Origin of the sequence: Microbacterium sp. OR21 (assembly GCF_047306785.1) — a bacterium.
Taxonomy (GTDB): Bacteria; Actinomycetota; Actinomycetes; order Actinomycetales; family Microbacteriaceae; genus Microbacterium; species Microbacterium esteraromaticum_E.
This window is the reverse complement of record NZ_JAZEXJ010000001.1, coordinates 507738-530982: the sequence shown is the minus strand read 5'-3', so window position 1 is coordinate 530982 and position 23245 is coordinate 507738. Positions and strand designations below refer to the sequence as shown.

General features: G+C 69.4%; 16 protein-coding genes. 5 read left to right on the top strand and 11 right to left on the bottom strand.

Going from position 1 to position 23245, the window contains the following annotated elements; all coding sequences use genetic code 11:
• Positions 1-37: 37 nt before the first annotated feature.
• Genes V2S04_RS02495 through V2S04_RS02485 form a run of 3 tightly spaced genes read right to left on the bottom strand, consistent with a single transcriptional unit; the run spans position 38 to position 3508 of the window.
• A complete protein-coding gene (locus V2S04_RS02495; RefSeq protein WP_413636942.1) occupies positions 38-1756 on the bottom strand; it encodes a cytochrome b/b6 domain-containing protein in 1719 nt (572 codons plus the stop codon).
• 2 nt (positions 1757-1758) lie between these two features.
• The gene (locus tag V2S04_RS02490; RefSeq protein WP_099195535.1) at positions 1759-2730 is read right to left on the bottom strand and encodes an electron transfer flavoprotein subunit alpha/FixB family protein; all 972 of its coding nucleotides are present in this window, start codon (positions 2728-2730) and stop codon (positions 1759-1761) included.
• Between the two features lies 1 nt (position 2731).
• Entirely contained in the window at positions 2732-3508 is a 777-nt protein-coding gene (locus V2S04_RS02485) for an electron transfer flavoprotein subunit beta/FixA family protein (protein ID WP_413636941.1), read from the bottom strand.
• A 117-nt stretch (positions 3509-3625) separates the two neighbouring features.
• On the opposite strand from V2S04_RS02485, the gene V2S04_RS02480 reads away from it, so the two are divergent.
• From V2S04_RS02480 to V2S04_RS02470, 3 genes are read left to right on the top strand one after another with little or no spacing between them, the layout of a single operon-like run.
• Positions 3626-4162, top strand: coding sequence for a MarR family winged helix-turn-helix transcriptional regulator (locus V2S04_RS02480; protein WP_413636940.1), 537 nt, complete (start codon positions 3626-3628; stop codon positions 4160-4162).
• A complete protein-coding gene (locus V2S04_RS02475; RefSeq protein ID WP_413636939.1) occupies positions 4162-4608 on the top strand; it encodes an SRPBCC family protein in 447 nt (148 codons plus the stop codon). The genes V2S04_RS02480 and V2S04_RS02475 overlap by 1 nt, the downstream gene beginning before the upstream one ends.
• Positions 4609-4634: 26 nt before the next feature.
• Entirely contained in the window at positions 4635-5084 is a 450-nt protein-coding gene (locus V2S04_RS02470; protein WP_413636938.1) for a YdeI/OmpD-associated family protein, read from the top strand.
• Between the two features lie 127 nt (positions 5085-5211).
• Here the strand turns inward: V2S04_RS02470 and V2S04_RS02465 are convergent, their stop codons facing one another.
• The 5 genes from V2S04_RS02465 to V2S04_RS02445 all read right to left on the bottom strand — a co-directional run bounded on the left by V2S04_RS02465 (position 5212) and on the right by V2S04_RS02445 (position 10109).
• On the bottom strand, positions 5212-5649 hold the full coding sequence (locus tag V2S04_RS02465; protein WP_413636937.1) for a putative immunity protein: 438 nt from the start codon (positions 5647-5649) through the stop codon (positions 5212-5214).
• Between the two features lie 8 nt (positions 5650-5657).
• The gene (locus V2S04_RS02460) at positions 5658-6434 is read right to left on the bottom strand and encodes an enoyl-CoA hydratase-related protein (protein ID WP_413636936.1); all 777 of its coding nucleotides are present in this window, start codon (positions 6432-6434) and stop codon (positions 5658-5660) included.
• Positions 6435-6520: 86 nt separating this feature from the next.
• Positions 6521-7408, bottom strand: coding sequence for a 3-hydroxyisobutyrate dehydrogenase (gene mmsB / locus V2S04_RS02455; RefSeq protein WP_413636935.1), 888 nt, complete (start codon positions 7406-7408; stop codon positions 6521-6523).
• Positions 7405-8595, bottom strand: coding sequence for an acyl-CoA dehydrogenase family protein (locus tag V2S04_RS02450; RefSeq protein ID WP_413636934.1), 1191 nt, complete (start codon positions 8593-8595; stop codon positions 7405-7407). Before V2S04_RS02450 ends, mmsB begins: the two co-directional genes overlap by 4 nt.
• Before the next feature lie 11 nt (positions 8596-8606).
• Positions 8607-10109 (bottom strand): CoA-acylating methylmalonate-semialdehyde dehydrogenase, encoded by a 1503-nt coding sequence (locus V2S04_RS02445; protein WP_413636933.1) that lies wholly within the window; start codon positions 10107-10109, stop codon positions 8607-8609.
• Between the two features lie 284 nt (positions 10110-10393).
• Here V2S04_RS02445 and V2S04_RS02440 point away from each other — a divergent pair, with 284 nt between their 5' ends.
• Positions 10394-13171 (top strand): immune inhibitor A domain-containing protein, encoded by a 2778-nt coding sequence (locus tag V2S04_RS02440; RefSeq protein WP_413636932.1) that lies wholly within the window; start codon positions 10394-10396, stop codon positions 13169-13171.
• A gap of 77 nt (positions 13172-13248) precedes the next feature.
• Here the strand turns inward: V2S04_RS02440 and pulA are convergent, their stop codons facing one another.
• From pulA to V2S04_RS02425, 3 genes are all read right to left on the bottom strand, one after another.
• Complete coding sequence (pulA, locus tag V2S04_RS02435) at positions 13249-19494, bottom strand: pullulanase-type alpha-1,6-glucosidase (protein ID WP_413637277.1); 6246 nt, start codon at positions 19492-19494, stop codon at positions 13249-13251.
• 326 nt (positions 19495-19820) lie between these two features.
• Positions 19821-20897 carry a ScyD/ScyE family protein gene (locus V2S04_RS02430; protein ID WP_413636931.1) on the bottom strand — a complete coding sequence of 359 codons (1077 nt, stop codon included), beginning with the start codon at positions 20895-20897 and terminating at the stop codon, positions 19821-19823.
• A 162-nt stretch (positions 20898-21059) separates the two neighbouring features.
• Positions 21060-22238: a thiolase family protein gene (locus V2S04_RS02425; protein ID WP_413636930.1), complete on the bottom strand. Its 1179-nt coding sequence runs from the start codon at positions 22236-22238 to the stop codon at positions 21060-21062.
• Positions 22239-22328: 90 nt separating this feature from the next.
• Here V2S04_RS02425 and V2S04_RS02420 point away from each other — a divergent pair, with 90 nt between their 5' ends.
• Positions 22329-23147, top strand: a complete 819-nt coding sequence (locus tag V2S04_RS02420) for an aldo/keto reductase (RefSeq protein ID WP_413636929.1) — start codon at positions 22329-22331, stop codon at positions 23145-23147.
• Positions 23148-23245 lie beyond the last annotated feature (98 nt).

Genomic DNA, 23245 nt, shown 5'->3' with positions numbered 1-23245 from the left:
GCATCAGAGGGGGCGCGGACGACGAAACAGTGCAGGGTCAGCGACCGGAGACCTGCCCGAACAGCTTCGCGATCGGTGCGAGCACGAGGGGACGAGCGGCGAACCAGCCCCCGGCGATCACGGCCATCGCGAGCACGAAGACCCAGAAGCCCGTCCAGTTCGCGGCGTACGCGGCGCCGTCGATCGACCCCTGAGCGGCGAACATGTGGTTGAGGTTGCGCAGCGCCCCGGTGAGGAACACGAGCGCGACGTGCACGATGATGAACGCCACGAAATACAGCATCACCGGGAAGTGCAGCGCCCGCGCCCACTCGACCGGGTACGCCTTCGAGAGCTTCTCAGCCTTCTTCGGCCACAGCCCCGACATCCGGAACCCGGTGACGATCGCGAGCGGCGCGGCGATGAACACCGTGACGAAGTAGGCCAGCTGCTGCAGGCTGTTGTAATTCACCCAGCCGTTGTCGGTCGGCCAGTCGAACGAGAGGTACTGCAGCCCCGCCGACAGCGCGTTCGGGAACACCTCCCAGCTCGTCGGCACGATGCGCGCCCAGTGGCCGGTGGTGACCAGCAGCACGACGAAGACGACGCCGTTGATGATCCACAGCAGGTCGAGTGCCTGGTGGAACCAGAGCGTGAGGCTGATCTTGCCCTTGGCGTTGCGTCGCGGCGTCCAGAACACCGTCGGCCGCTTCTCGCTGCGCACGCGCAGGCCGGAGCGGATGATCAGCACCATGAGGAACATGTTGAAGAAGTGCGCCCAGTTCGCCCACGGGGCGAAGCCCGGCTCGACGTCGACGGCCGGATGGTACTCGCCCGGGTAGGTGGCGAGGAAGTCCTGCATCAGCGGGAAACTGAGGAAGGTGCGGATGAGGAACACCGCGGCGACGGCGAGCAGGCCGAGGGATGCCAGGCCCAGAAGTCCCCCGATGGCCTGTGGCCAAGTCGGGCGGAGACGCGAGGGCTCGGACAGCGGCTCGGCCGCGTGCCGCGGAGCGCGCCCCTGCCAGACGGTGCGCGGGTATGGCAGAGGGGTGGAGACATCGGGCCGGGACGTCGAGGCGATGACCTCCCTGGCTGCCGGAGTGCCGGTGGTCGCGGCGACGTCCGTCGCCGGAACGGACTCGCTCGCGACGGGCGCAGTGGTCGCCGCCTCCTGGGTCGCCGCCGCTGCGCCGACGTGTGCGGTCACGGGCATGGTGCCGGCCGGAGGCCACGGCTCCCCTCCTGCGACGCGCGGAAGCCCGCGTCGCACCGCGACACCGGCATCCGCCCCCGCCTCAGCGTGCGCAATCTCCGCGCCCGCCTCCGCGTCGGTCTCTGCGTCGACAGCACGGGATGTCGCCGACTGCACGGCCTGTTCACGCGAAGGAGCCGTGCGCTCGCCGAGGTCCCGTTCACTCGACGCACCGGCAGCGGGCTCGGGGACGGCAGCGGCGACGGATGCCACGGCCGTGGCGTCCGCGGGGGGCCAGGGCTCCCCGCCCGGCACGCGCGGAAGCCCGCGCCGCAGGCTCACGCCGGCCGGCGCAGAGGCATCCGGAACCCCCTCGTCGAGAGCACGGGACGTCGGCGACTGCACGGGTCGTTCACGCGAAGGAGCCGTGCTCTCGGCGAGGTCCCGTGCTGTCGACGTCGGGGTGGGGAGCTCGGCGGGCTGGGCGGATTCGACAGCGTCGGCGGCCTCGACCTCGGTCGCAGGAGGCCACGGCTCGCCGCCCTTCACCCGCGGGAGGCCGCGGCGGATGGATCCGGCCATGGTCACTTCTTCCGGGCTTCGAGCGCCTCGATCAGCTGCGGCACGACGGTGAACACGTCGCCGACGATGCCGAAGTCGGCGACGTCGAAGATCGGCGCGTCACCGTCCTTGTTGATCGCGACGATCGTCTTCGCGGTCTGCATGCCGGCACGGTGCTGGATCGCGCCCGAGATCCCAAGCGCGACGTACAGCTGCGGCGAGACCGAGACGCCGGTCTGACCGACCTGGTGCGCGTACGGGATGTACCCGGCATCCACCGCCGCGCGCGACGCGCCGACGGCGGCACCGAGCGCGTCGGCGAGCTGCTCGACGAGAACGAACTTCTCCTTCGAGCCGAGCCCGCGCCCGCCCGAGACGACTCGGGTGGCTCCGCGCAGCTCGGGTCGCGACGACGTCTTCTCCTCGGCGGCGATCTCGCCTGCGGTGGCGGCGACCGCGCCGGATGCCGTGACCGACAGTTCCTCGATCACGGGCGAGGCGACCGCCTCGGCGCGCGCGTCGACCGCACCCTGGCGGATGGTGATCACCGGGGTGCCGAAGGTGGGCGCCGAGTCGGTGAGGTACGAGCCGCCGTAAACCGAGTGCTGGGCCGTCACGCCCTCATCGTCACGGGAGACGCCGATCGCATCCACCGAGAGCGCCAGCTTCTCGCGCACGGCGAAACGCCCGGCGACATCCCGACCGGCGATCGAGTTCGAGATGAGCACGGCATCCGGCCGCACCTGTCGGTACGCCGTCTGCAGCGCGTCGACGGCGGGCACGGTGAGCGATGAGGCATCGCCGGCCGCCGTGAGCACGACCTGTGCGCCGGCTGCAGCCGCCGCGTCGGTCGCCGCCTGGCCGCCGCCGACGATCAGCGCCACCGGCGCTCCGATCGTCGAGGCGGCGCCGATCAGCGCCGCCGTGCTGCTGGCGGCGTCACCGGACGGGTCGACGTCGACGAGGACGAGGATCGACTTCTCGGGGTACGCCATGTCACACCAGCCTGTTCTGTGCGAGGAACTCGACGAGCTGCGCCGCGGCGTCGCCCTCGTCGGTGATCTTGACGCCGGCGGCTCGCGCCGGCTTCTCGGCGACGCTCGTCATGATCGTGCGGGGAGCGACGGCCGGGTCGGCCGAGACGCCGAGGTCCGCCAGTGAGAGCACCTCGAGGGGCTTCTTCTTCGCGGCCATGATGCCCTTGAAGTTGGGGAAGCGGGCATCCGGAAGCGCCTCGGTGATCGAGATGACCGCCGGGAGCGGCACCGTCACGTCCTGCGTGCCTGCGTCGCCGGTGCGGATGCCGGTGAGCTGACCGTCGCCGATCTCGACCGCACTCAGCGCGGTCGCCTGCGCCCAGCCGAGGTGCTCGGCGAGCATCGCTGGGATGACACCTCCGACTCCGTCGGTCGACAGGTTGCCGGTGATGACCAGGTCGGGCTCGCCGCGGCGGATCGCGGCCGCGAGCACCTCTGCGGTGAGGGTGAGGTCTGCACCGCGCAGCTCTTCGTCGACGACGTGGACGGCGGAGGCGGCGCCGATCGCGAGAGAGCGTCGCACGGACGCGGTGGCGGATTCGGGAGCCATCGACAGGCTCACGACCTCGGTTCCCGGGTTCTTGTCGGCGTAGGACAGAGCCACCTCGAGTGCGCGCTCGGTGATCTCATCGAGCACCACGTCACCCGCAGTCCGATCCGCCAGACCGGTCTCGAGGTCGAGCTTGCGGTCACCGTAGGTGTCGGGCACTTCCTTCACCAGGACGTAGATCTTCATCGAACCTCCCTCTCGCCGGTACCGATCCTACCCGCGCGAACTTCTGGAATCAGGTGTCACATCAAATGATACTCAGTCTCGCTCGGGTGAAGGGCGCCGGGCAGATACCGTGGAGTCATGGCCCGTCCCCGCCCCCTCCCCATCGATCCCCTCGCCGAGGCGAAACGGCAGTGGCTCGCGCACGGCTGGACGGACGCAGCCGAGGGCATGGCCGTGGTGACGTCGGTGATGCGGGCGCAGCAGCTGCTTCTGTCGCGGGTGGATGCCGCTCTCAAGCCGTTCCAGGTGACCTTCGCCCGCTACGAGGTGCTGCGTCTTCTCGCGTTCAGCCGCACCGGCACGCTGCCGCTGTCGAGCGTCGTCGCTCGCCTGCAGGTGCACGCGACGAGCGTGACGAGCACCGCCGAGCGTCTGGTGCGCGACGGTCTCGTTCGCCGCGACCGGCACCCGCACGATGGTCGCGCCGCGCTCCTCACCCTCACCGACTCCGGCCGCGACCTCGTCGAGCGGGCCACCGCCGCCTTGAACACCGAGGTGTTCTCCTCCCCCGGGCTGGATGCCGACGATGCGACGTCGCTGGTCGGCATCGTCGCGCGTCTGCGCAAGAACGCCGGCGACTTCACCGATCCGCGCCCGCTGCCCGACCCGCTCTGATGCCGTCCTTCACTCTCGAGCGCAGGATCCCCGCGCCGCCGGAGGACGTCTTCGACGTCTCGCTCGACGTCGGGCTGCATCTCACGTCGCAGCGCTCACACGGCGAGCGCGTGGCATCCGGCCGCACCTCGGGCCGACTCGCGGAGGGCGAGCAGATCACGTGGAGCGCCCGTCACTTCGGCCTGCGGTTCCGGATGACCTCGCTCGTCTTCGACGTCGAGCGCCCTCGACGCTTCCGCGACCGTCAGGTTCGCGGGCCCTTCGCGTCGTTTCTGCACACCCATGAGTTCGAGGGGCTCGACGGCGGCACGCTGATGCGCGACACGATCGATTTCCGCTCGCCCTTCGGGCCGATCGGCCGCATGGTCGACGTCTCGGTGATGCGTCGTCACCTGATCCGTGTGATCACCGAGCGCAACGACGCGATCAGCGAGCATTTCGCCTGACCGGCATCTTCTCTAGGATGACCGGCGTGAGCGAACTGCGACTGCACACTGTGCTCGAGCCGATGGGTCCGGCGGGAGCCATCGTGCTCGACGACGAGCAGGTCGCCGCGCTGAGCGACGCCAAGGCGTTCCCGGTCGTCGTCACCATCGGCGACCGTACAGCGCGGCTGCGCCTCTCCCGCATGGGCGGGAAGAACCTGATCGGCTTCAGCAAGGCGGCGCGCGCGGAGATGGGGGTCGAGCTCGGCGAGGAGTTCGACGCGATCATCGCGCCGGACGCCGGTGAGCGCACCGTCGACGCGCCGGACGTGCTGGCCGCCGCGCTGGATGCCGATCCCGTCGCGCGGGCCGCCTTCGAGGGCCTGTCGTACACGCGGCGGAAGGAGATCGCCCGCTCGATCGCCGAGGCGAAGCAGGACGCCACACGCCAGCGCCGCCTCGAGAAGGCTCTCGCCGACCTCCGCACCGCGCTCTGACGTCGCCCCCTCGACACGCACTTCCCGCGAGACTTCCACTGCAGCACGAGACAGTGCTCCAGAAGGTCCGTCTCGTGCTGAAACGCAAGTCTCGCGGGAATCGGCCGGCGAGCGATCGGCGGGCGGGTCAGTCCCCGTCGTAGACGTAGTGATCGAAGCGCTCGGGCACACGCATCCGCTGCCAGGCGAGCTCCTCGTCGCGACGCGAGCGATCGCCCGGAAACGCCTTCGCCGTGTACCGCGGCACCTGCCTGGCGTGCCCGGCCATGTGCGCGACAGCCGCCGCCTGACCGCAGACCCGAGCCGCCGCGATGGCGTTCGGATCCGTCGACTCGCGGGCCGCAGCGTGGCAGGCGAACGCCCGCTCGCGCACCTCGTCGATGCTGAGCTCGCCGCGCAGGAACGCATGGGCGGCGTCCAGCGCCTCCTGCGGGCGGAGGTCGTGCGGGCGTTCGGCGAGGAAGAACGGCAGCATCCGCTCCGCGCACGCCACCGTCCACTGCACGAGCTCGCGGCGATCGTCCTCGGAGAGGGTCAGGTCGGCGTCATCGGGCAGCGTATCCATGGCAGCGCTCACCGGTGCTGGAAATGAGGGGGGCGCTTCTCGCGGAACGCGGCCATCCCCTCCTTCTGGTCTGCGGTGTCGAACAGCGCGGCGAACTGCTGCTTCTCGACGGCGAGGCCGGCTTCGAGGGTGGTCTCCATCGCGGCATCCAGCGTCGCCTTGGCCGCATACAGCGAAGGCAGCGACTTCGACGCGATCGTCTCGGCGAGCGAAGTCGCCTCGTCGAGCAGGTCGGCCGCGGGAACCACGCGCGAGACGAGTCCGATTCGCTCGGCCTCATCGGCCTTGATCAGCCGGCCCGACAGGATGAGCTCGGCGGCCTTGTAGTAGCCGACCGCGCGGATGAGCCGCTGCGTGCCACCCATCCCGGGCACCACGCCGAGGTTGATCTCGGGCTGTCCGAAGGTGGCGGTGTCGGCGGCGAGAATGATGTCGCACATCATCGCCAGCTCGCAGCCGCCGCCGAGCGCGTAACCCGACACGGCGGCGATGACCGGGGTCCGCACGGCGGCGAAGCGGGTCCACGCGCCGAAGTGGTCGGTGTCGAGCATCTCGGCACCGGTCTTCGACTCCATCTCCTTGATGTCGGCGCCCGCGGCGAACGCCCGCTCGGAGCCGGTCACGACGATGGCGCCGACGCCGTCGTCCGCATCGAAGACGGATGCCGCAGCCGCGACCTCCTCTGAGACCCGGCCGTTCAGGGCGTTCAGCGCCTCCGGCCGGTTGAGGGTGATCCAGCCCATCCGTCCTCGCTGTTCGACAAGAATCGTCTCGTACTCGGACATGTCGCTCCCCTCCCGCCGCCACGTCGCGGCGCCTCCAGTATCTCAGGTCGGCCCGACGTCGCCGCCGTCCCCCACCTGAGGCTGTGTCAGACCGTGCCCTCCCGGATGTCGGTGATGATCCCCGAGAAGTCCCGCGCCGCACCGTCCCCCTCGGCGAACGCGGCGTACAGCTGCTGCGCGAGACGGCCCATCCTGGCATCCGTTCCGGTCTGGTCTATCGCCTGCAGCGCGAGGCCGAGATCCTTCGCCATCAGTGCGCCGGCGAACCCCGGCTGGTAGTCGCGGTTGGCCGGGCTCGTCGGCACGGGACCCGGCACGGGGCAGTTGGTCGTGATCGACCAGCACTGGCCGGATGCCTGTGAGACGACGTCGAACAGCGCCTGATGCTCGAGGCCGAGCCGCTCGCCGAGCACGAAGGCCTCGGCGACGGCGATCTGCGACACCGCGAGGATCATGTTGTTGCACACCTTCGCCGCCTGACCCAGACCCGGTCCGCCGCAGTGCACGATGCGCTTTCCCATCGCCTCGAGCAGCGGCAGGGCCGCCGCGAAGTCGTCGTCGGACCCGCCGACCATGAAGGCGAGGGTGCCGTTCTCGGCGCCGACCACTCCGCCCGAGACGGGCGCATCGACGTTGCGATGACCGGCGGCGACGGCCATCTCGTGCGCCGTGCGCGCCTCGTCGACGGCGATCGTCGACGATTCGATGAACAGCGTGCCCGGCGCGGCTGCGGCGAGCAGCTCGTCGCGGTACGCGGTGATCACGTGCTTCCCCGCCGGGAACATGGTGATGACGACCTCGGCATCCGCGACAGCATCCGCACCGCTGGAGGCGACCGGGATGCCCGCCGCGCGCGCCGCGTCGATCGCGGCGGGCACGAGGTCGAACCCGTGCACATCGTGCCCCGCCCTCACCAGATTCACGGCCATGGGCAGCCCCATGTGCCCGAGCCCGAGGAAGGCGATGCGGGTCATGATGCGCTCCGCATCGAGACCGAGCCCGCGGGGCGCAGCATCTCGCGTCCGACGATGAGTCGCATGATCTCGTTCGTCCCTTCCAGGATCTGATGCACGCGCAGGTCGCGCACGACCCTCTCGACTCCGTAGTCCTGAAGGTAGCCGTAGCCGCCGTGCAGCTGAAGGGCCCTGTTGGCCACCTCGAAGCCGGCGTCGGTGGCGAACCGCTTGGCCATGGCGCAGCGCATGGTCGCGTCCGGGGCCTTCTCGTCGACCGCCTGCGCGCCGTCGCGCACCATCAGGCGCGCGGCCTGCAGCTCCGTGCGCATGTCGGCAATAGCGAACAGGATCGACTGCTTCTCGGCGAGCGGCTCGCCGAAGGCGATCCGCTCGTGCACGTACTGCACGGCCTTCTCGATCGCCCACTGCGCACCCCCGAGCGAGCAGGCGGCGATGTTCAGGCGGCCCCCGTTGAGCGCCGACATGGCGATCGCGAAGCCGCGCCCCTCCTCCCCGAGCATGGCGGATGCCGGAACCCGCACCCCGTCGAAGATCACCTGACGGGTGGGCTGGGCGTGCCAGCCCATCTTCTTCTCGTTGACGCCGAAGCTGAGGTTCTCGGCGTCACCGGGAACGAGGAAGGCCGAGATGCCCTTCGCTCCCGAGCCCGGATCGCCGGTGCGGGCCATGACGACGTAGACCCCTGCCTCGCCCGCACCGGAGATGAACTGCTTCACCCCGGTGAGCAGGTAGTCATCCCCGTCGCGGATCGCGGTCGTGGCCAGGTTCGCGGCGTCGGAGCCGACGCCCGGCTCGGTGAGGCAGTATCCGCCGAACTGCTCCATGGCGGTGAGCGCGGGCAGCCAACGGCCGCGCTGGGTCTCGTCGCCGTAGGTGTCGATCATCCAGGCGACCATGTTGTGGATGGAGATGTACGCGGCGACCGCCGGGTCGCCCTTGGCGAGCTCTTCGAAGATGGCGACGGTGTCGACCCTTCCAAGGGCCGTGCCGCCGAACTCCTCGCCGACGTAGATGCCGCCGAGGCCGAGCTCGCCTGCGCGGTGCAGCGATTCGCGCGGGAAGATGTGCTTCTCGTCGCGCTCGGCGGCGTGCGGGGCGAGCTCGCTCTCGGCGAATTCGCGTACGGCGCTGAGGATGGCCTCGCGCTCCTCGGCCGTGACGGTGGTGGGTTCGATCATGGTCATGGCTCCGGCTCCTAGGACATCGTGGGGATGACGAAGCTGGCGCCGTCGCGCACGCCGTGCGAGGGCCACCGGCTCGTCACCGTCTTGGTCTTCGTGTAGAAGCGGAAGGCGTCGGTGCCGTGCTGGTTGAGGTCGCCGAATCCGCTGCGCTTCCAGCCCCCGAAGGTGAAGTACGCGATGGGCACCGGGATGGGCACGTTCACGCCGACCATGCCGACGTTCACACGGGCGGTGAAGTCGCGCGCGGCGTCGCCGTCGCGGGTGAAGATCGACACGCCGTTGCCGTATTCGTGGTCGGATGCCATCGCCAGCGCCTCTTCGTAATCGGCGGCGCGCGCGATGACGAGCACCGGGCCGAAGATCTCCTCGCGGTAGATCGCCATGTCGGTGGTGACGTGATCGAACAGCGTTGGGCCGAGGTAGAAGCCCTCCTCGTGACCCTCGACCGAGAAGCCACGACCGTCGGCGAGCAGCGTGGCGCCCTCGTCGAGGCCCTGCTGGATGTACCCGGTGACGCGGTTCACGGCATCCCTCGTGACGAGCGGGCCGTAGTCCATCCCCTCCTCGAGCGAGGGTCCGACCTTCAGCTCGGCGACGCGCTCGGTGAGCTTGGCTGCCAGGGCATCCGCCGTCTCCTCCCCCACCGGCACGGCGACCGAGATCGCCATGCAGCGCTCCCCCGCAGAACCGAAGCCGGCGCCCATCAGGGCGTCGGCGACCTGATCGAGGTCGGCGTCGGGCATGACGATGAGGTGATTCTTCGCTCCGCCGAAGCACTGCGCGCGCTTGCCGTTCGCGATGGCGGTCGTGTAGATGTACTCGGCGATCGGGGTGGACCCGACGAAGCCGACCGCCTGGATGCGCGGGTCGGTGATCAGCGCGTCCACCGCCTCCTTGTCGCCGTGCACGACGTTGAAGACGCCGGCGGGCAGACCCGCCTCCAGGAACAGCTCGGCGAGCTTCACCGGCACGGAGGGGTCGCGCTCGCTCGGCTTGAGGATGTAGGTGTTGCCGGAGGCGATGGCAGGACCCGCCTTCCACAGCGGGATCATGGCGGGGAAGTTGAACGGCGTGATGCCTGCGACCACGCCCAGCGGCTGCCGCATCGAGTAGACGTCGATGCCGGTTCCGACCCCCGTCGAGTACTCACCCTTGAGCAGGTGCGGAGCCCCGATGCAGAACTCGATGACCTCCAGCCCGCGCTGCACGTCACCCTTGGCGTCTTCGAACGTCTTGCCGTGTTCGCTGGAGAGCAGACGGGCGATCTCGTCCATGTCGCGGTTCACGAGGTCGACGAAGCGCATGAGCACGCGGGCGCGCTTCTGCGCGTTGGTCGCGGCCCACTCGGGCTGCGCCGCCTCGGCGACGTCGATCGCGGCGCGGACCTCGTCGGTCGTGGCGAGGGGAACACGTGCCTGCACGGCTCCCGTGCTCGGTTCGAAGACGTCGGCCATGCGACCGCCGGTCGGTTCGACGTGCTTTCCGCCTACGAAATGGGGGATCATACGAGTCATTGTGTGACGCTCCTCTGCACCGTCTTTGGCACAGTGACCACGATACGCGGGACACAGAGCAATTGCTAGGGCTCCCTAGTACCCGAGTGACGGACACCTTCTTCCGCGCACCAGTCGAGGTTTTCTCGCGTTTCCTCTTCCCTCTCAGCGTTTCTGCAGGTAAACCCGTATAGGTCCGCCCCGATCGGGGTGGTTCATTTCGCACCGTCGCGGGACCCCTTCGACGACGGTGTCCGAAGGGAGAAGCAATGTCACATCGGACTGCCCCAGCGCGACGACGCGCCGTGGCCGCGACGTCCGCCTTCGTGATCGCAGCCGCCGGCCTCACGGCCTTCGGCGGGGCGACCGCGACCGCGGCTGCGTCGCCCGACACCGAGGCGCCACAGGCGGCGCCCCAGATCGGCTCTGACGAGTACTACATGAATTACGTCGCGCCGCGAGTCGACAACATGGTCGAGGTCCCGGCGGATGCCCCGATCGCGAACACCACCGGACAGATGAAGCGGTCGGTGAGCGGCAAGGCCCTCGAGAAGGCCGCCGAGCACGACCACAAGTTCGCCCAGGGCAACCCCAAGGCGGCGAAGCAGCTGGCCAAGACCGAGGCGAAGGCGCTGAAGACCGGCAAGAGCCCGAAGCAGCTGAAGAAGTCGAAGACGACGCAGCAGGCGAAGCTCCTCACCATCCTCGTCGAGTTCGACGGCACCGACGACTTCAGCGACCTGTACGTGCCGACCGAGTTCGGCGCCACGGACTGCAAGCCGGGCAGTGTGCAGGGCCCGACCCTGCACAACAACATCCCCGACCCGGCCGACACCGAGCACCTCGACAACAACTCGATGTGGGTGCCCGACTTCTCGAGCGAGCACTTCAACAAGATGCTCTTCACCGACGAGGGCATCACCGAGCGGGTGCGCACCGACCTCACCGGCCCCGACGGCAAGCCCGGCTTCGACATCTCGGGCTACACCATGAAGAACATGTACGAGGAGATGTCGCGGGGGGCGTACTCGCTGAGCGGCTCTGCCACCGAATGGGTCAGCGTGCCGCACTCGGAGGGCTACTACGGCGCGACCGTCTGCCACAAGAACGAGGCGGGCGAGTGGGAGGCCGGTCCCATGCAGGACATGCAGGGCCACCCCGACAACCCGCTCGGACCGGGACAGCTGCCGATCGACGCGGTCGCGGCCGTGGCCGCGCAGAACCCGGACTTCCCCTGGGCCGACTACGACATCGAAGACCAGGGCGACCGCGACGGCGACGGCAACGTGAACGAGCCCGACGGCGTGATCGACCACGTCGTGCTCGTGCACGCCGGCGCCGACAAGTCCGGCGGTGGTGGCGAAGAGGGCACCTACGCCATCTGGGCGCACTCCTCCGCTGTCGCCGGCGGCGCGACGATCCCCGGCACCGACCTGAAGATCTCGAACTACATCGTGCAGCCCGAGGACTCGGGTGTCGGCGTGTTCGCGCACGAGTACGGCCACGACCTGGGTCTTCCAGACCTCTACGACACGTCGAACGCCGGGAATTCCGACATCGACTTCTGGGATCTGATGAGCTCGGGATCGCATTCCGGCCCCATCTTCCAGTCGATGCCGACCCACATGGGCCTCTGGGACAAGTGGGTGCTCGGCTGGGCCGACCCCGAGGTCGTGAACCCGGGCGAGAGGTCCCGCACGATCAAGGTCGGCCAGACCTCGCGCCCGAAGAAGGGCACCGAGGACGGCATCAAGGTGAACCTGCCCGACAAGAAGATCGTGCTCACCACCCCGCACAGCGGCGACGACATGTGGTACTCCGGCGCCGACCAGAGTTGGGCCGACGTCACGCTGAGCCGCTCGATCGACAGCGTTCCCGCGAACGCGAAGTTCTGGATGTGGAACGACTACGTGATCGAGGAGGACTGGGACTTCGGCTTCGTCGAGGTGTCGACCGACGGCGGCAAGACATGGGGCGAGCAGAAGGTCTACGACGAGGCAGGCACGCTGGTCTCGACCGACGACGGCTACTCCGACCCGAACGGCCGCTTGAAGGACTTCGGCGGGAAGAAGTACGGTCTGACCGGATCCAGCGACGGATGGCGTCACGACTACATCGACGTGTCGTCGTTCGCCGGCAAGAGCATCCAGGTGCGCCTGCGTCAGGCGACCGACGCGGCCTTCGAGGAGCGCGGCTGGTTCGCCGACGACTTCGCCCTGACCAGCGGTGACACCGCGGTGTGGACGGACGACGTCGAGAACGGCGACAACGGATGGACCGCCACCGTCGGCACGTGGACCGACACCACCGGCGCGGGATGGCACCACGACAGCGGCACGCAGATCAAGGCGCAGTACTACCTGGTCGAGTGGCGCAACCTCGACGGCTTCGACGAGGGCCTGAAGTACGGGTACACCACGGTGTACAGCGACGAGGCCTGGAAGGTCGAGAAGGTGCCGTACAACGCGCCGGGCGCGCTGGTCTGGTACCGCGACACCACCTACGGCGACACCAACCACGTCGCCTCCAACCACACGGCCCTGCCGAGCTGGGGCGCGAAGGGCGGGCTGCTGCTCGTCGACAGCCACTTCGACCCGCTGCGCCGCACCGGCGCGCAGGCCGCGATGGATCCGTCGCCGCTGAAGAACATCTCCAGCCGAGCGCAGTCGTCGAACGCCGCGTTCGGCCTCCAGCCGACGTACTCGTTCAAGGACTGCTCCGTCGACGAGAACTACAAGGAGGCGTGCACCACGATCGCCCCGCAGTCGCCGGTGAGCACCTTCACCGATGACAAGGGCTGGGTGCCCGGCATCGAGGTCCGTGGTGACGACCTGTACTACCGCCTGCGCGACGCCTCCGTCGTCGTGCCGTCGGTCGGAGATGCGCCGTACACGACTCGCGTGGTGAACGCGGACGGCTCCCCGGCCACCGACCTCTACGGTCTCGACCTGGGCAACACGATCCTCGGATCGGGCAACCCGGCGGATGCGGGCGTCGGCTACGGCACCGTGATCACCGTGAAGAAGGCGATGCAGAGCAACACCGCAGCGCTCATCTCGGTCACCCCTCCGTCGGCGGAGTGATCTCGGCGATCTGATCGCACAACCGGAAGCGCCGGTCACCTCGGGTGACCGGCGCTTTCGTGTGCGGGGCGGTGGGCTCAGTCGGCGAGGGCACCGTCGCCCCGGCGCCGACGCCACACCACAAGCCCTGCGCCGAGGGCGAGCAGCAGCAGCGCGGCTATGAGCAGGCCCCAGGGTGCGGAGGCGCCGGTGACGGCGAGCTCGCCCTGGCCGACGACGGTCAGCGTCGCGCGCAGGGGCGCCCGTGTGTCGGAGGTGACCACGAGCGTGTGCGCGCCGACGGCGAAGTCGTCGGGGATAGCGACGTCGAAGCGCACGGTGCCGTCTGCGTCGGCCGCGGGGATGCCGCGAACGACCATGGGCTCGCTGTGCACGGCCGCGGCGATCTTCTCGCCGGGGGCGAGACCGGTCACCGTCGCGCTCACGGCGCCGCCTTGCTCGACGGTGTGCGCTGAGAGCTCGAGCGCGACGTCCTCCGCTGCCTCTTCGGGCTCCGTCGGCTGACCCGGCTCCGTAGGCTCGCCGGGCTCGGAGCCGCCGTCCTGGGCGTCGACGAGCACCGCGACCGAACGCGCGGGGACGGTGACGGTGCCGGTCGCGGCATCCCACTTCGTCGTCTTCACGACCGCGTCCGAGCCCTTGGCCTGTGCGGGCGTGAGGGCGAACGAGCGGCCGGCGAGGCCGTCGACCGTCTGCGACACGGGCTCCGGCGAGGCGTTGAACACGACCAGTGCGCCGTCGAGCTCGGTGTCGACGTCCGGGCCGGCGGTGTCGTCGATCTGCATCACGATGACGCCGGGGGCAGCATCCGCTCCCCCGTTGGGGAAGGTGACCTTCTGCTGGATCAGCTCCGCCGAGCCGAGGCGCAGCAGGTCCACCTCGCCGCGCACGCGCAGCAGGTCGAGCGCCGCGGCCTCGGCCGCCGCCATGTCGGCGGCCTGCGGCTTGAGGGAGGCGTTCTCGAGCAGCGGGCGCATGAGGCCCCACTTCTCCTCGTTGTCGGCGGCCATCGGCAGCCCCGAGCCGAACGTCGACTCCTGCCCGGTCCAGTCGACGCGGTTGAACCAGTCACCCGAGTCGTAGCTGTTGCGGTCGAGCGACTTCGAGCGCAGCAGCTCGGTGCCGGCGTGCCAGAACGAGGGTGCCTGCGACAGCGTGACCGTGGCGAGCGAGAGCGTGTTCATGCGCACCCGGTCGGCCATCGACGTGTCGACCGGCAGCTTGAGCACCGACAGGTCGTACAGCGTCTCGTTGTCGTGAGCGTCGACGTAGTTGATCACCTCGTCGGGCTGATCGGCGTACCCGGCGCGAGCACCGCGGTAGTCGATGTCATCGCCGGCAGTGGTCTTGCCGTCGCTGGTGACGAACGAGTAGTCGCGCAGGTTGCCGGCCAGGCCCAGCTTGACCAGATCGGTCTCGTGGCCGAGATCGGCGAGCGCCTGCTCGGTGCTGCCGTTGATGGCGTCGCCGTTCGGGTCGGTGCCGAGACCGGTGCCGAAGCCCTGACGGAAGGTCGAGGAGCCGTCGACCGGGCTGCCGCCGTGCACGGCGTCGCGCAGCCGGTCGTTGAACGTGCCGATCCCCGTGCCGCCGAGCTGGCCCTGCGTGGCCTGCTCGAACAGCGCGTTGTCAGCGACCTCGCCGAAGTTCCAGCCTTCGCCGTACAGGTAGACGGCCTTGCCGTCGACGCCGTCGTCTTCGAGGGTGAGGGCGTCGAGAGCCGCACGGACCGCGAGCATGTTGGCCTTGGAGTGGTGGCCCATCAGGTCGAAGCGGAAGCCGTCGACCTTGTAGTGCCGCGCCCAGGTGACGACAGAGTCGACCATGAGCTTCTGCGCCACCTCGTTCTCGGTCGCCACATTCTGGCAGCAGGTCGAGGTCTCGACCGCACCCGCGGCGTTGAGGCGGTGGTAGTAGCCGGGAACCACGCGATCGAGCACCGAGCGGTCGGACTGGCCGGATGCCGCGGTGTGATTGAACACCTGGTCGAGCACGACCTGCAGGCCCATGCCGTGCAGCGCGCCGACCATCGAGCGGAACTCGGCGACGCGCTCACCGCCGTCGGGGTTCACCGCGTACGAGCCCTCGGGGGTCGTGTAATGGTACGGGTCGTAGCCCCAGTTGAAGCCGTCGTTCGCGGCGATCTCCGAGATGCACGTCTGCTGCGCGGTGTCGGCCGGGCCGTACGAGGCGAGGTCGCACGCGGGCAGGGCCTGGGCGCCGCGGTTCTCCTCGATGGTGGCGATGTCGAACGACGGGAGCAGGTGCACGGTGTTGATTCCGGCATCCGCCAGCTGACGCAGCTGCTTCGCGCCGGCGCCGTCACGGGTGAACGCCAGGTAGGTGCCGCGCTCGCCCTCGGGCACGGTCGTGTCGCCGATGGAGAAGTCGCGGATGTGCAGCTCGTAGATCGAGCGATCGACGGGCTTGTCGATCACCGGTGCCTTCGTCCGGCTCCACGCCTTCGGCGCGAACGCCTTATCGGTGAGGTCGACGGCGACCGAGCGCTCGGAGTTCTCGGTCAGAGCGACCGAGTACGGGTCGGTGACCCTGTTGGTCTCGATCTTTCCGGTGGTCGGCGCGTACACGACGACCTCCCACAGGTACTCGTCGTTCTTCAGGGCCTTCTTGCCCTTGACCGTCCAGACACCGGAGCCCTTGTCGTAAGCCGCCTTGTGACGCGTGGGCTCGGCGTCGGAGCCGGCGTCCCAGGTCAGCAGGCTGACGCTCTGCGCGGTCGGCGCCCACAGGCGGAAGGTCGGGTTCACGCCGTTGAACGTGATGCCGAGCTTCTGCTTCTGCACCTCGTCGGCGTAGAGGTCGTCGAGCACGCCGGCGATCTGCACACCGGTGAATGCGGTCAGAGCACCAGAGGTGTCGCGCTGTGCGACAGCCAGCTGGCCCTTCAGCAGGGTGGCTGCATCATCATCCGGAACCTGCAGCGCGAGATAGCCGGCCAGCGCGGGGAAGCGCTTCTTCTGCGCGTCGGTGAGTCCGCCGTCGATCACGCTCAGCGCGATCGGCTCGGCGCCGGTCACGTCGCCGTCGGCGACCTTCACCGAAGCGTCAGCCGACGCGTACAGCTGGTACGCGGCGCGGTCGGGCGAGCCGAGCTTCGCCGGCCAGGCGATGGTGCGCTCGTCGATCCACTGCGCGCGCTGCTCGCCGGTGCCGGGCAGCGGCGGGTCGTCGCTGGTCACCTCGAGCACGTGCGTGCCGAGGGTGTAGCGGAACGATGTGACCTTGCCCTCGGTGGCGCTGAACGAGATGTTCGCACCGCCCGCAGCGCCGTCGGCACCGTAGTTCTCGTCCCAGCTGAGACCGTGCGCGACCTTCAGCTCGTAGGCGCCGGTGGGCAGCTCGGAGGTCGAGAACTCGTACACGCCGTCGCGGTCGCCGTCGGCCATGAGGGTGGCCAGGCAGTCGGGCATCCAGTCACCCGAGCAGCCGAGCTCATCCTGCAGCGAGCCGGGCAGGGTCACGATCGGGCCCTCGGCGCTGGACTGCACGATGTTCGTGCGCGGGTCGAAGTAGAACGAGATCTTGCCGCCCTTGTGCGAGAGGGTGACGTTGGGGCCGTCGAGCACGCCGTTCGCGCCGTAGTTGACCGCCCAGCTGCCGTCGATCGCGGCTTTGTACTCGTAGTCACCGGCAGGCAGGTCGAACGTGCCGGCCCAGATGCCGTCGGAGCGCAGCGTCAGCTTCGCCTTCTCGCACGCCGGGTCCCAGTCGCCGGCGCAGCCCATCTCGGAGTTCAGGCTGCCGGGCACCGTGACCATCTCGATCGGCGACTCGGGCTTCTCCTCCACCGCGAGCGACACCTGGTTGCCGACCGAGGCGTAGGTGGATGCTGCGGAGTGGTTGCCTGCGGCATCCGTCGTGACGGCGCGGTACTCGACCAGCGTGCCCTTCTTCAGGCCGCGGATGTCGTGGTAGACGCGCGGCTCGGTGTCTTCGGCCGTGCCGAGTGCGTGCCACTCGTCGGATCCGGCGACGCGCCACGAGAAGCTCGTCTGCGCCCACTGGTCGGCGATGTCGGCCTGCACGGGCGACTGGTCCTTCAGCGCGGCGCCCGCGGCGGGCGCGGCGACGGTGATCGCGGCGGCCTCGGCCGGAGCCGTCACCTTGGCGTCGGCCTTCCACACGACCGCCGACAGGGCCGGCACCGTGATCGAGGTCGCAGCTCCCGCGTCGGTGGAAATCGCCTTCGCGGCACCGTGCAGCACCGTGTACGAGGCGTCGGCGGTGAGGGTCGTGAGGTCGACCGTCTGCGCGGAGGTGGCGTTGTTCACTGCGACCAGGTACTCGACCTTGTCGCTCGCGTCGACGCGGGAGAACGCGTAGACGCCGGCGCCCGAGGCCGCGTGTCGCTCGATCTGCGCACCGTTGCTGAGAGCCGGGTGCGCCTCACGGAGCTTCGACAGCTCGGCGATCTGCGTGTAGAGCGGAGCCGACGTGCTGTATCGGTCGACGGATCCTGCCTGCTCGCCGGTCACGAGCTTCTGGTCGGCGTACTCGGCCACCTTGGTCGCGAACAGCGTCTGACGTGCGTCCTTGTCGCCGCCCGTGCCGGCGAAGCCCTGCTCGTCGCCGTAGTAGATCACCGGCTGTCCGCGGGTGAGGAACATCAGCTCGTTGGCGAGCTCGACGCGCTTCTGCGGGGCGTCGGTGTTGCGCAGGAACGATCCGACACGGCCCATGTCGTGGTTGCCGAGGAACGTCGGCAGCGCACTCGCGCTGGTGTCGGGGGTCGTGTAGCGGTCGTCGCCGGCGAACAGCGTCTGCAGGCCCTTGGCGGAGTTGCCCGAGGCGTAGCTGACAGCCGACGACTGGAACGTGAAGTCGAGCACCGAGTTCATGTCGGTGTCGCGCACGTAGGGAGCGAGCTTGACCGGGTCGGCGTCGTAGACCTCGCCGAACATGAAGAAGTCGTCCTTGCCCTTGCCGTGCGCGTAGTCGAGCACGGCCTTCGTCCACTTCTGCCAGAACTCGAAGTTGACGTGCTTGACGGTGTCGATGCGGAAGCCGTCGATGCCGAGGTCGATCCAGTCCTGGTACACCTTCACGAATCCGTTCACCACGGTCGGGTGCTCGGTCATCAGGTCGTCGAGGCCGTCGAAGTCACCGTAGGTGACCGATTCGCCCGACCAGGTCGAGTTTCCGCGGTTGTGGTACAGAGTCGGGTCGTTGAGCCAGGAGGGCGTCTTGGCGTCCTTCTCGGCATCGGCGACGACCGGCGTGTACGGGAAGCTCGTCTTGGCGTCGAGGGTCGGGAAGCCGTCGGTGCCCGCGTACTCGGCGGGGTCGAACGCCGTGCCGTCTGCCGTCTTGTAGGGCTTGGTCGCCTGATCGATGTACGAGTACTGCTTCTCGCTGTAGTCGATGACGTCGGACGTGTGGTTGGTGATGATGTCGAAGTACACCTTGATGCCGCGGTCGTGCGCCTCGGCGATGAGCGACTCGAGCTCGGCGTTCGTGCCCAGGTGCGGGTCGATGCGCGTGAAGTCGGTGATCCAGTAGCCGTGGTAACCGGCGCTGGCGTCGGCCCCCGTGCCCTGCACCGGCTTGTTGGCGAAGCTGGGGGTGAGCCAGATGGCGGTGGTGCCGAGGCCGTCGATGTAGTCGAGATTCTCGCGAAGGCCTGCGATGTCGCCGCCCTGATAGAAGCCCTTGTTGGTCGGGTCGAAGCCGGTGGCGAGACGATCGCCCTCGATCGATCCGGTGTCGTTCGACGTGTCGCCGTTCGCGAAGCGGTCGGTCATGACGAAGTAGAACTGCTCGTCGGCGCCTGCCTGGCGCACCGGCTTCGAGATCAGGGCGTCATCGTCTGCCGTGTAGCCCTTCTTCAGACTCTCGACCTCGACGCCGACCCGCTTGATGTTGTCGTCGAACGTGAAGCGCAGCGTCGAGGGGCCGCCCACGGTGAGCGGGATGTTGTCGCCGGTGCCGTCGAGCCCGTACGCCTCGTCCCACGCGTCGTTGAGCGCGACCTTGTACTCGTAACTGCCGGCGGGCACCTCGAACGACGCCGAGTAGATGCCCTCGGCGCCCGTCGGGGTGAGCTCGGTGTCGGCGCAGTCGGGCGCCCAGTCGGCGGTGCAGCCGAGCTCGGACTGCAGATCGCCGACGAGGGCGACGGTGCGGTCGGCGGCGGCGGCCGGCGCCGCGAGGGCGCCGAACGATGACAGGCCGGATGCCACGAGCGCGGCGGTCGCGAGCAGGGCGGTACGGCGTAGAGAGGTCTTCTTCGACACAGGGACTCCGTCTGGAAGGGCGCGGCGGCGCGCCGGTGGCTGTGCAGTGAAGGTAACAGCCGGTTGCATCATTCTGCAAGCGCTTACAGCATCCGGATCCGGGAATCTCGGCCTCTCTGGACCGGCCTCTCGCCCCTCACACGCAAGCACTTTCAGAGCCTGCACCAAGGGTTGGGCCGCTGTTCACCTCGCTGTCACCTGCGCCGCGTAGAACTGAGTGTGCGCGGCGACAGAGCTTGACCGGATCGGGTGCCTGCCACCGCCGCGCCGTGGTGAGCGAGCCGCTCCCACCGCGGTCTGAGACCGCGAGACCCCCGCCGAATCGGGTCGGCGGGGGTCTCTTCGTGCATTGCCGTACGCGCCGCGCAGCGTGGCCGCGCGGCGTGATGCGATCGTCAGCGGCGGATGTGGGCCTGCACCTTCACCTTGCCCTTGGCGATGCTCACCAGCGTCCCCGGCCCACCGGCGAAGTCGAGCGTGGACGCCCAGACCGTGCCGTTGCCGGATGCCGCGACTCCGACTGCGCCGGGCAGGGCGGCGAACGGGGCGACCGTGCCGCGATCGACCACCGAGATCTGCCCGCCGAACAGCTCCGCGATGTACACCCGGTTCGCGGCGATGGACAGGCTGGTGGGGCCCGAGAAGCCCGAGGCGACCTGCGTCATCGCACCGGTGCGGCTGTCGATCCGCCACAGCGCTCCGAGCGACGCGGACTCACCGGGGAACCCGGGAAGCGTGGTGACGTAGATCGCACCGCCGGGGCCGACCGCGACGCCCGTCGGGACCGGCTCGGCGTAGTACACGTCGCCTACGGCGCACTCGCCGAGGCCCAGCATCCCGGCCGTCTCGGCGGTCAGGGTGACGGGCACAGGCGGCAGCACCGCGACGGTGCGGATCGCTCCCTTCGCCGTCACCTCGTACACCGCGTTGGATGCGGCATCCGCCACCAGCCATCCGCTGTGCCACGCGGTCACCCCGTAGACGTGCGAATCCAGCAGCCCGGTGTAGGCGGTGCCTGCCGCGCAGCTGGCGGGATCGGTCACCCCGTAGCGGTTGTCGGCGTCGGGATTGTTCGCGACCTCATAAGCGTGCAGATCGATGTACGTGGTCTGACCGCCCGGGCTGCGCACGTTCAATCCGCTCTCGGTGATCACCGGCGGTTCTGACGAACCGTCCTCCACGGATGATCCATACGCGAGCCACGCCCCGCGCACGGCGAGACCTGCCAGCCCCGGGACGCCTTCGACGATCGGCGCGATGTCGCCATCGGGCTGCAGCTGCCCGACCGTTCCGGTGCCGCCGTCCGCGACGAGCACCCGGTGCCCCTCCACCGCCAGGCTGAACGGTGCCGCGAGCTGCGCGGACCATTCCTCCAGCACCGGCGTCCGATCGGCCGCCGACGCCGCTGTCGGCACCACGAGGATGAGCGCTGCCGCGGCCCCGACCGCGGCGAGCGCGCGAGAAGTGCGCATATCTGCCTCCGATTCCCGATCCGCGAGCGGATCGTCGTGTCGAGCGCGGCGAACCGCCCCCGGCGCCACCCCAGCGGCGGCTGAACCCGATTGTGGAGATGCCCGCACGCCTTCTCAAGAGCCGGGGCCGAAGACGGGGGGAAGGTCGGGGGCCGTCCCCGATCAGAGGCGCTCGAGGATGAGAGCGTTCGCCATGCCGCCGCCCTCGCACATGGTCTGCAGCCCGAGGCGTCCCCCGGTGGCCTCCAGGTGGTCGAGCAGCGTGCCGAGCAGGCGGGTGCCCGAGGAGCCGAGCGCGTGCCCGAGGGCGATCGCACCGCCGCGCGGGTTGAGCTTGGCCGGGTCGGCACCCAGTTCGGCGGCCCAGGCGAGCGGCACCGAGGCGAAGGCCTCGTTGACCTCGTAGGCGTCGAGGTCGTCGATCGTCAGCCCGGCCCGCTCGAGAACCCGACGCGTGGCGGGAATGGGCCCGGTGAGCATGAGCATCGGGTCGTCGCCGATCACGTCGAAGGCCCGGAAACGGGCACGCGGGGTGAGACCGAGCTGCTCGGCACGATCGGCGCTCATCATCAGCGCCGCCGAGGCGCCGTCGGTGAGCGGGGAAGAGTTGCCGGGGGTGATGCGCCAGTCCAGCTCCGGGAAGCGCTCGGCGAGAGCATCCGTCCGGAAGGATGCCGGCAGCCCTGCGAGCCTTTCGACCGTGGTGCCCTCGCGCACGGTCTCATCGAACCGGGCATCTGGGGCCTCCGGCACGGCGACCACGGTGCGGTCGAAGAATCCGTCGCGCCAGGCCTCAGCCGCGCGCGCGTGCGACTCGGCCGCGAACGCGTCGAGCCGATCGCGGTCGAGGCTCCATCGCTCGGCGATCAGCTCGGCGCTGACGCCTTGATTCACGAGCCCCTCGGGGTAGCGTGCGCGCAGTCGCGGCGACATGGGCGAGCCGCCGGCCCCGGATGCACCCAGCGGCACGCGGCTCATCGACTCCACTCCGCCGACGATCACGATGTCGCTCTCGCCCGCAGCGATTCCGGCGGCGGCGAAGTGCACGGCCTGCTGGCTCGAGCCGCACTGCCGGTCGATGGTGGTCGCCGGCACCGTCTCGTCGAAGCCTGCGGCGAGCACAGCCTGCCGGGCGATGTTCATGGCCTGATCACCGACCTGGCTCACGCAGCCGAGCAGCACGTCGTCGATCTGCCCGGATTCGAGGCCGTTGCGGTCGAGGATGCTCTGCAGCACACCCGCGGCGAGATCGACGGGATGCACGCCCGATAGCATCCCGCCCGGTTTGCCGCGCCCCACCGGGGTGCGGACGACGTCGACGATCACGGCTTCGCTGCTCATGCGTCCCAGTCTGCCCGTTCAAACGACCTGAGGCATCGGGACGGCCCGGCTGCGCGCCCGACCGGATGCGCGCCGTGCCAGGATATCGGCATGCCCGCAACTCTCCCGCTCAACGACGGAACCCGCCTGCCGTCGCTCGGATTCGGCCTCTACAAGGTGCCGATCGAGCAGACCGCCCAGGTCGTGACCGCCGGGATCGATGCGGGGTACCGGCTCGTGGACGGCGCGCAGTTCTACGGCAACGAGCGCGAGCTGGGCGAGGCGATCCGCTCGTCGGGCCGTCGCGACGAGCTGCTCGTCGCCTCGAAGTTCTGGGGCGACCCGGTGCAGAGCGCCGAGCAGGCTCTCGCCGACTTCGCGCGGTCCGAGCACGACCTCGGCATCGGCCCGCTCGATCTGTACCTGATCCACTGGCCGCGCTCGACACGGGGCGCGTTCGTCGACGTCTGGCGGGCGCTCATCGACCTCCAGCACGATGGGCGCGTGCGCACGATCGGCGTGGCGAACTTCGAGATCGACGATCTCCGCCGCCTCATCGACGAGACCGGCGTCACACCCGCCCTCAACCAGATCGAGTCCCATCCGTGGCTGCCGCAGCACGAGCTGCGCGCGTTCCACGCCGAGCACGGCATCGTCACGCAGGCGTGGAGTCCGCTCGGTCGCGGCCGCCTGCTCGACGACCCGACTCTCGCCGGCATCGCGGCGAAGCACGCGGTGGCGGTCGCCCAGGTCATCCTCCGCTGGCACCTGCAGCTCGGCAGCGCCGCGGTGGTCAAGTCCGTGCATCCGGAGCGCCTGCGCCAGAATCTCGATCTCGACGGCTTCGTGCTCGACGCCGCCGATCTGTCGGCGATCGCCGCCCTCGAGACCGGAGAGCGCACCGGCACCCACCCGCGCGATCGCCAGTAGCCCCACGCTCGCCCCGCGAGACTTCCCCTCCAGCATGAGAAGGCGCTCAGGAACTGCCGCCTCGTGCCCGAAGGGAAGTCTCGCGACGAGGGTCCTGG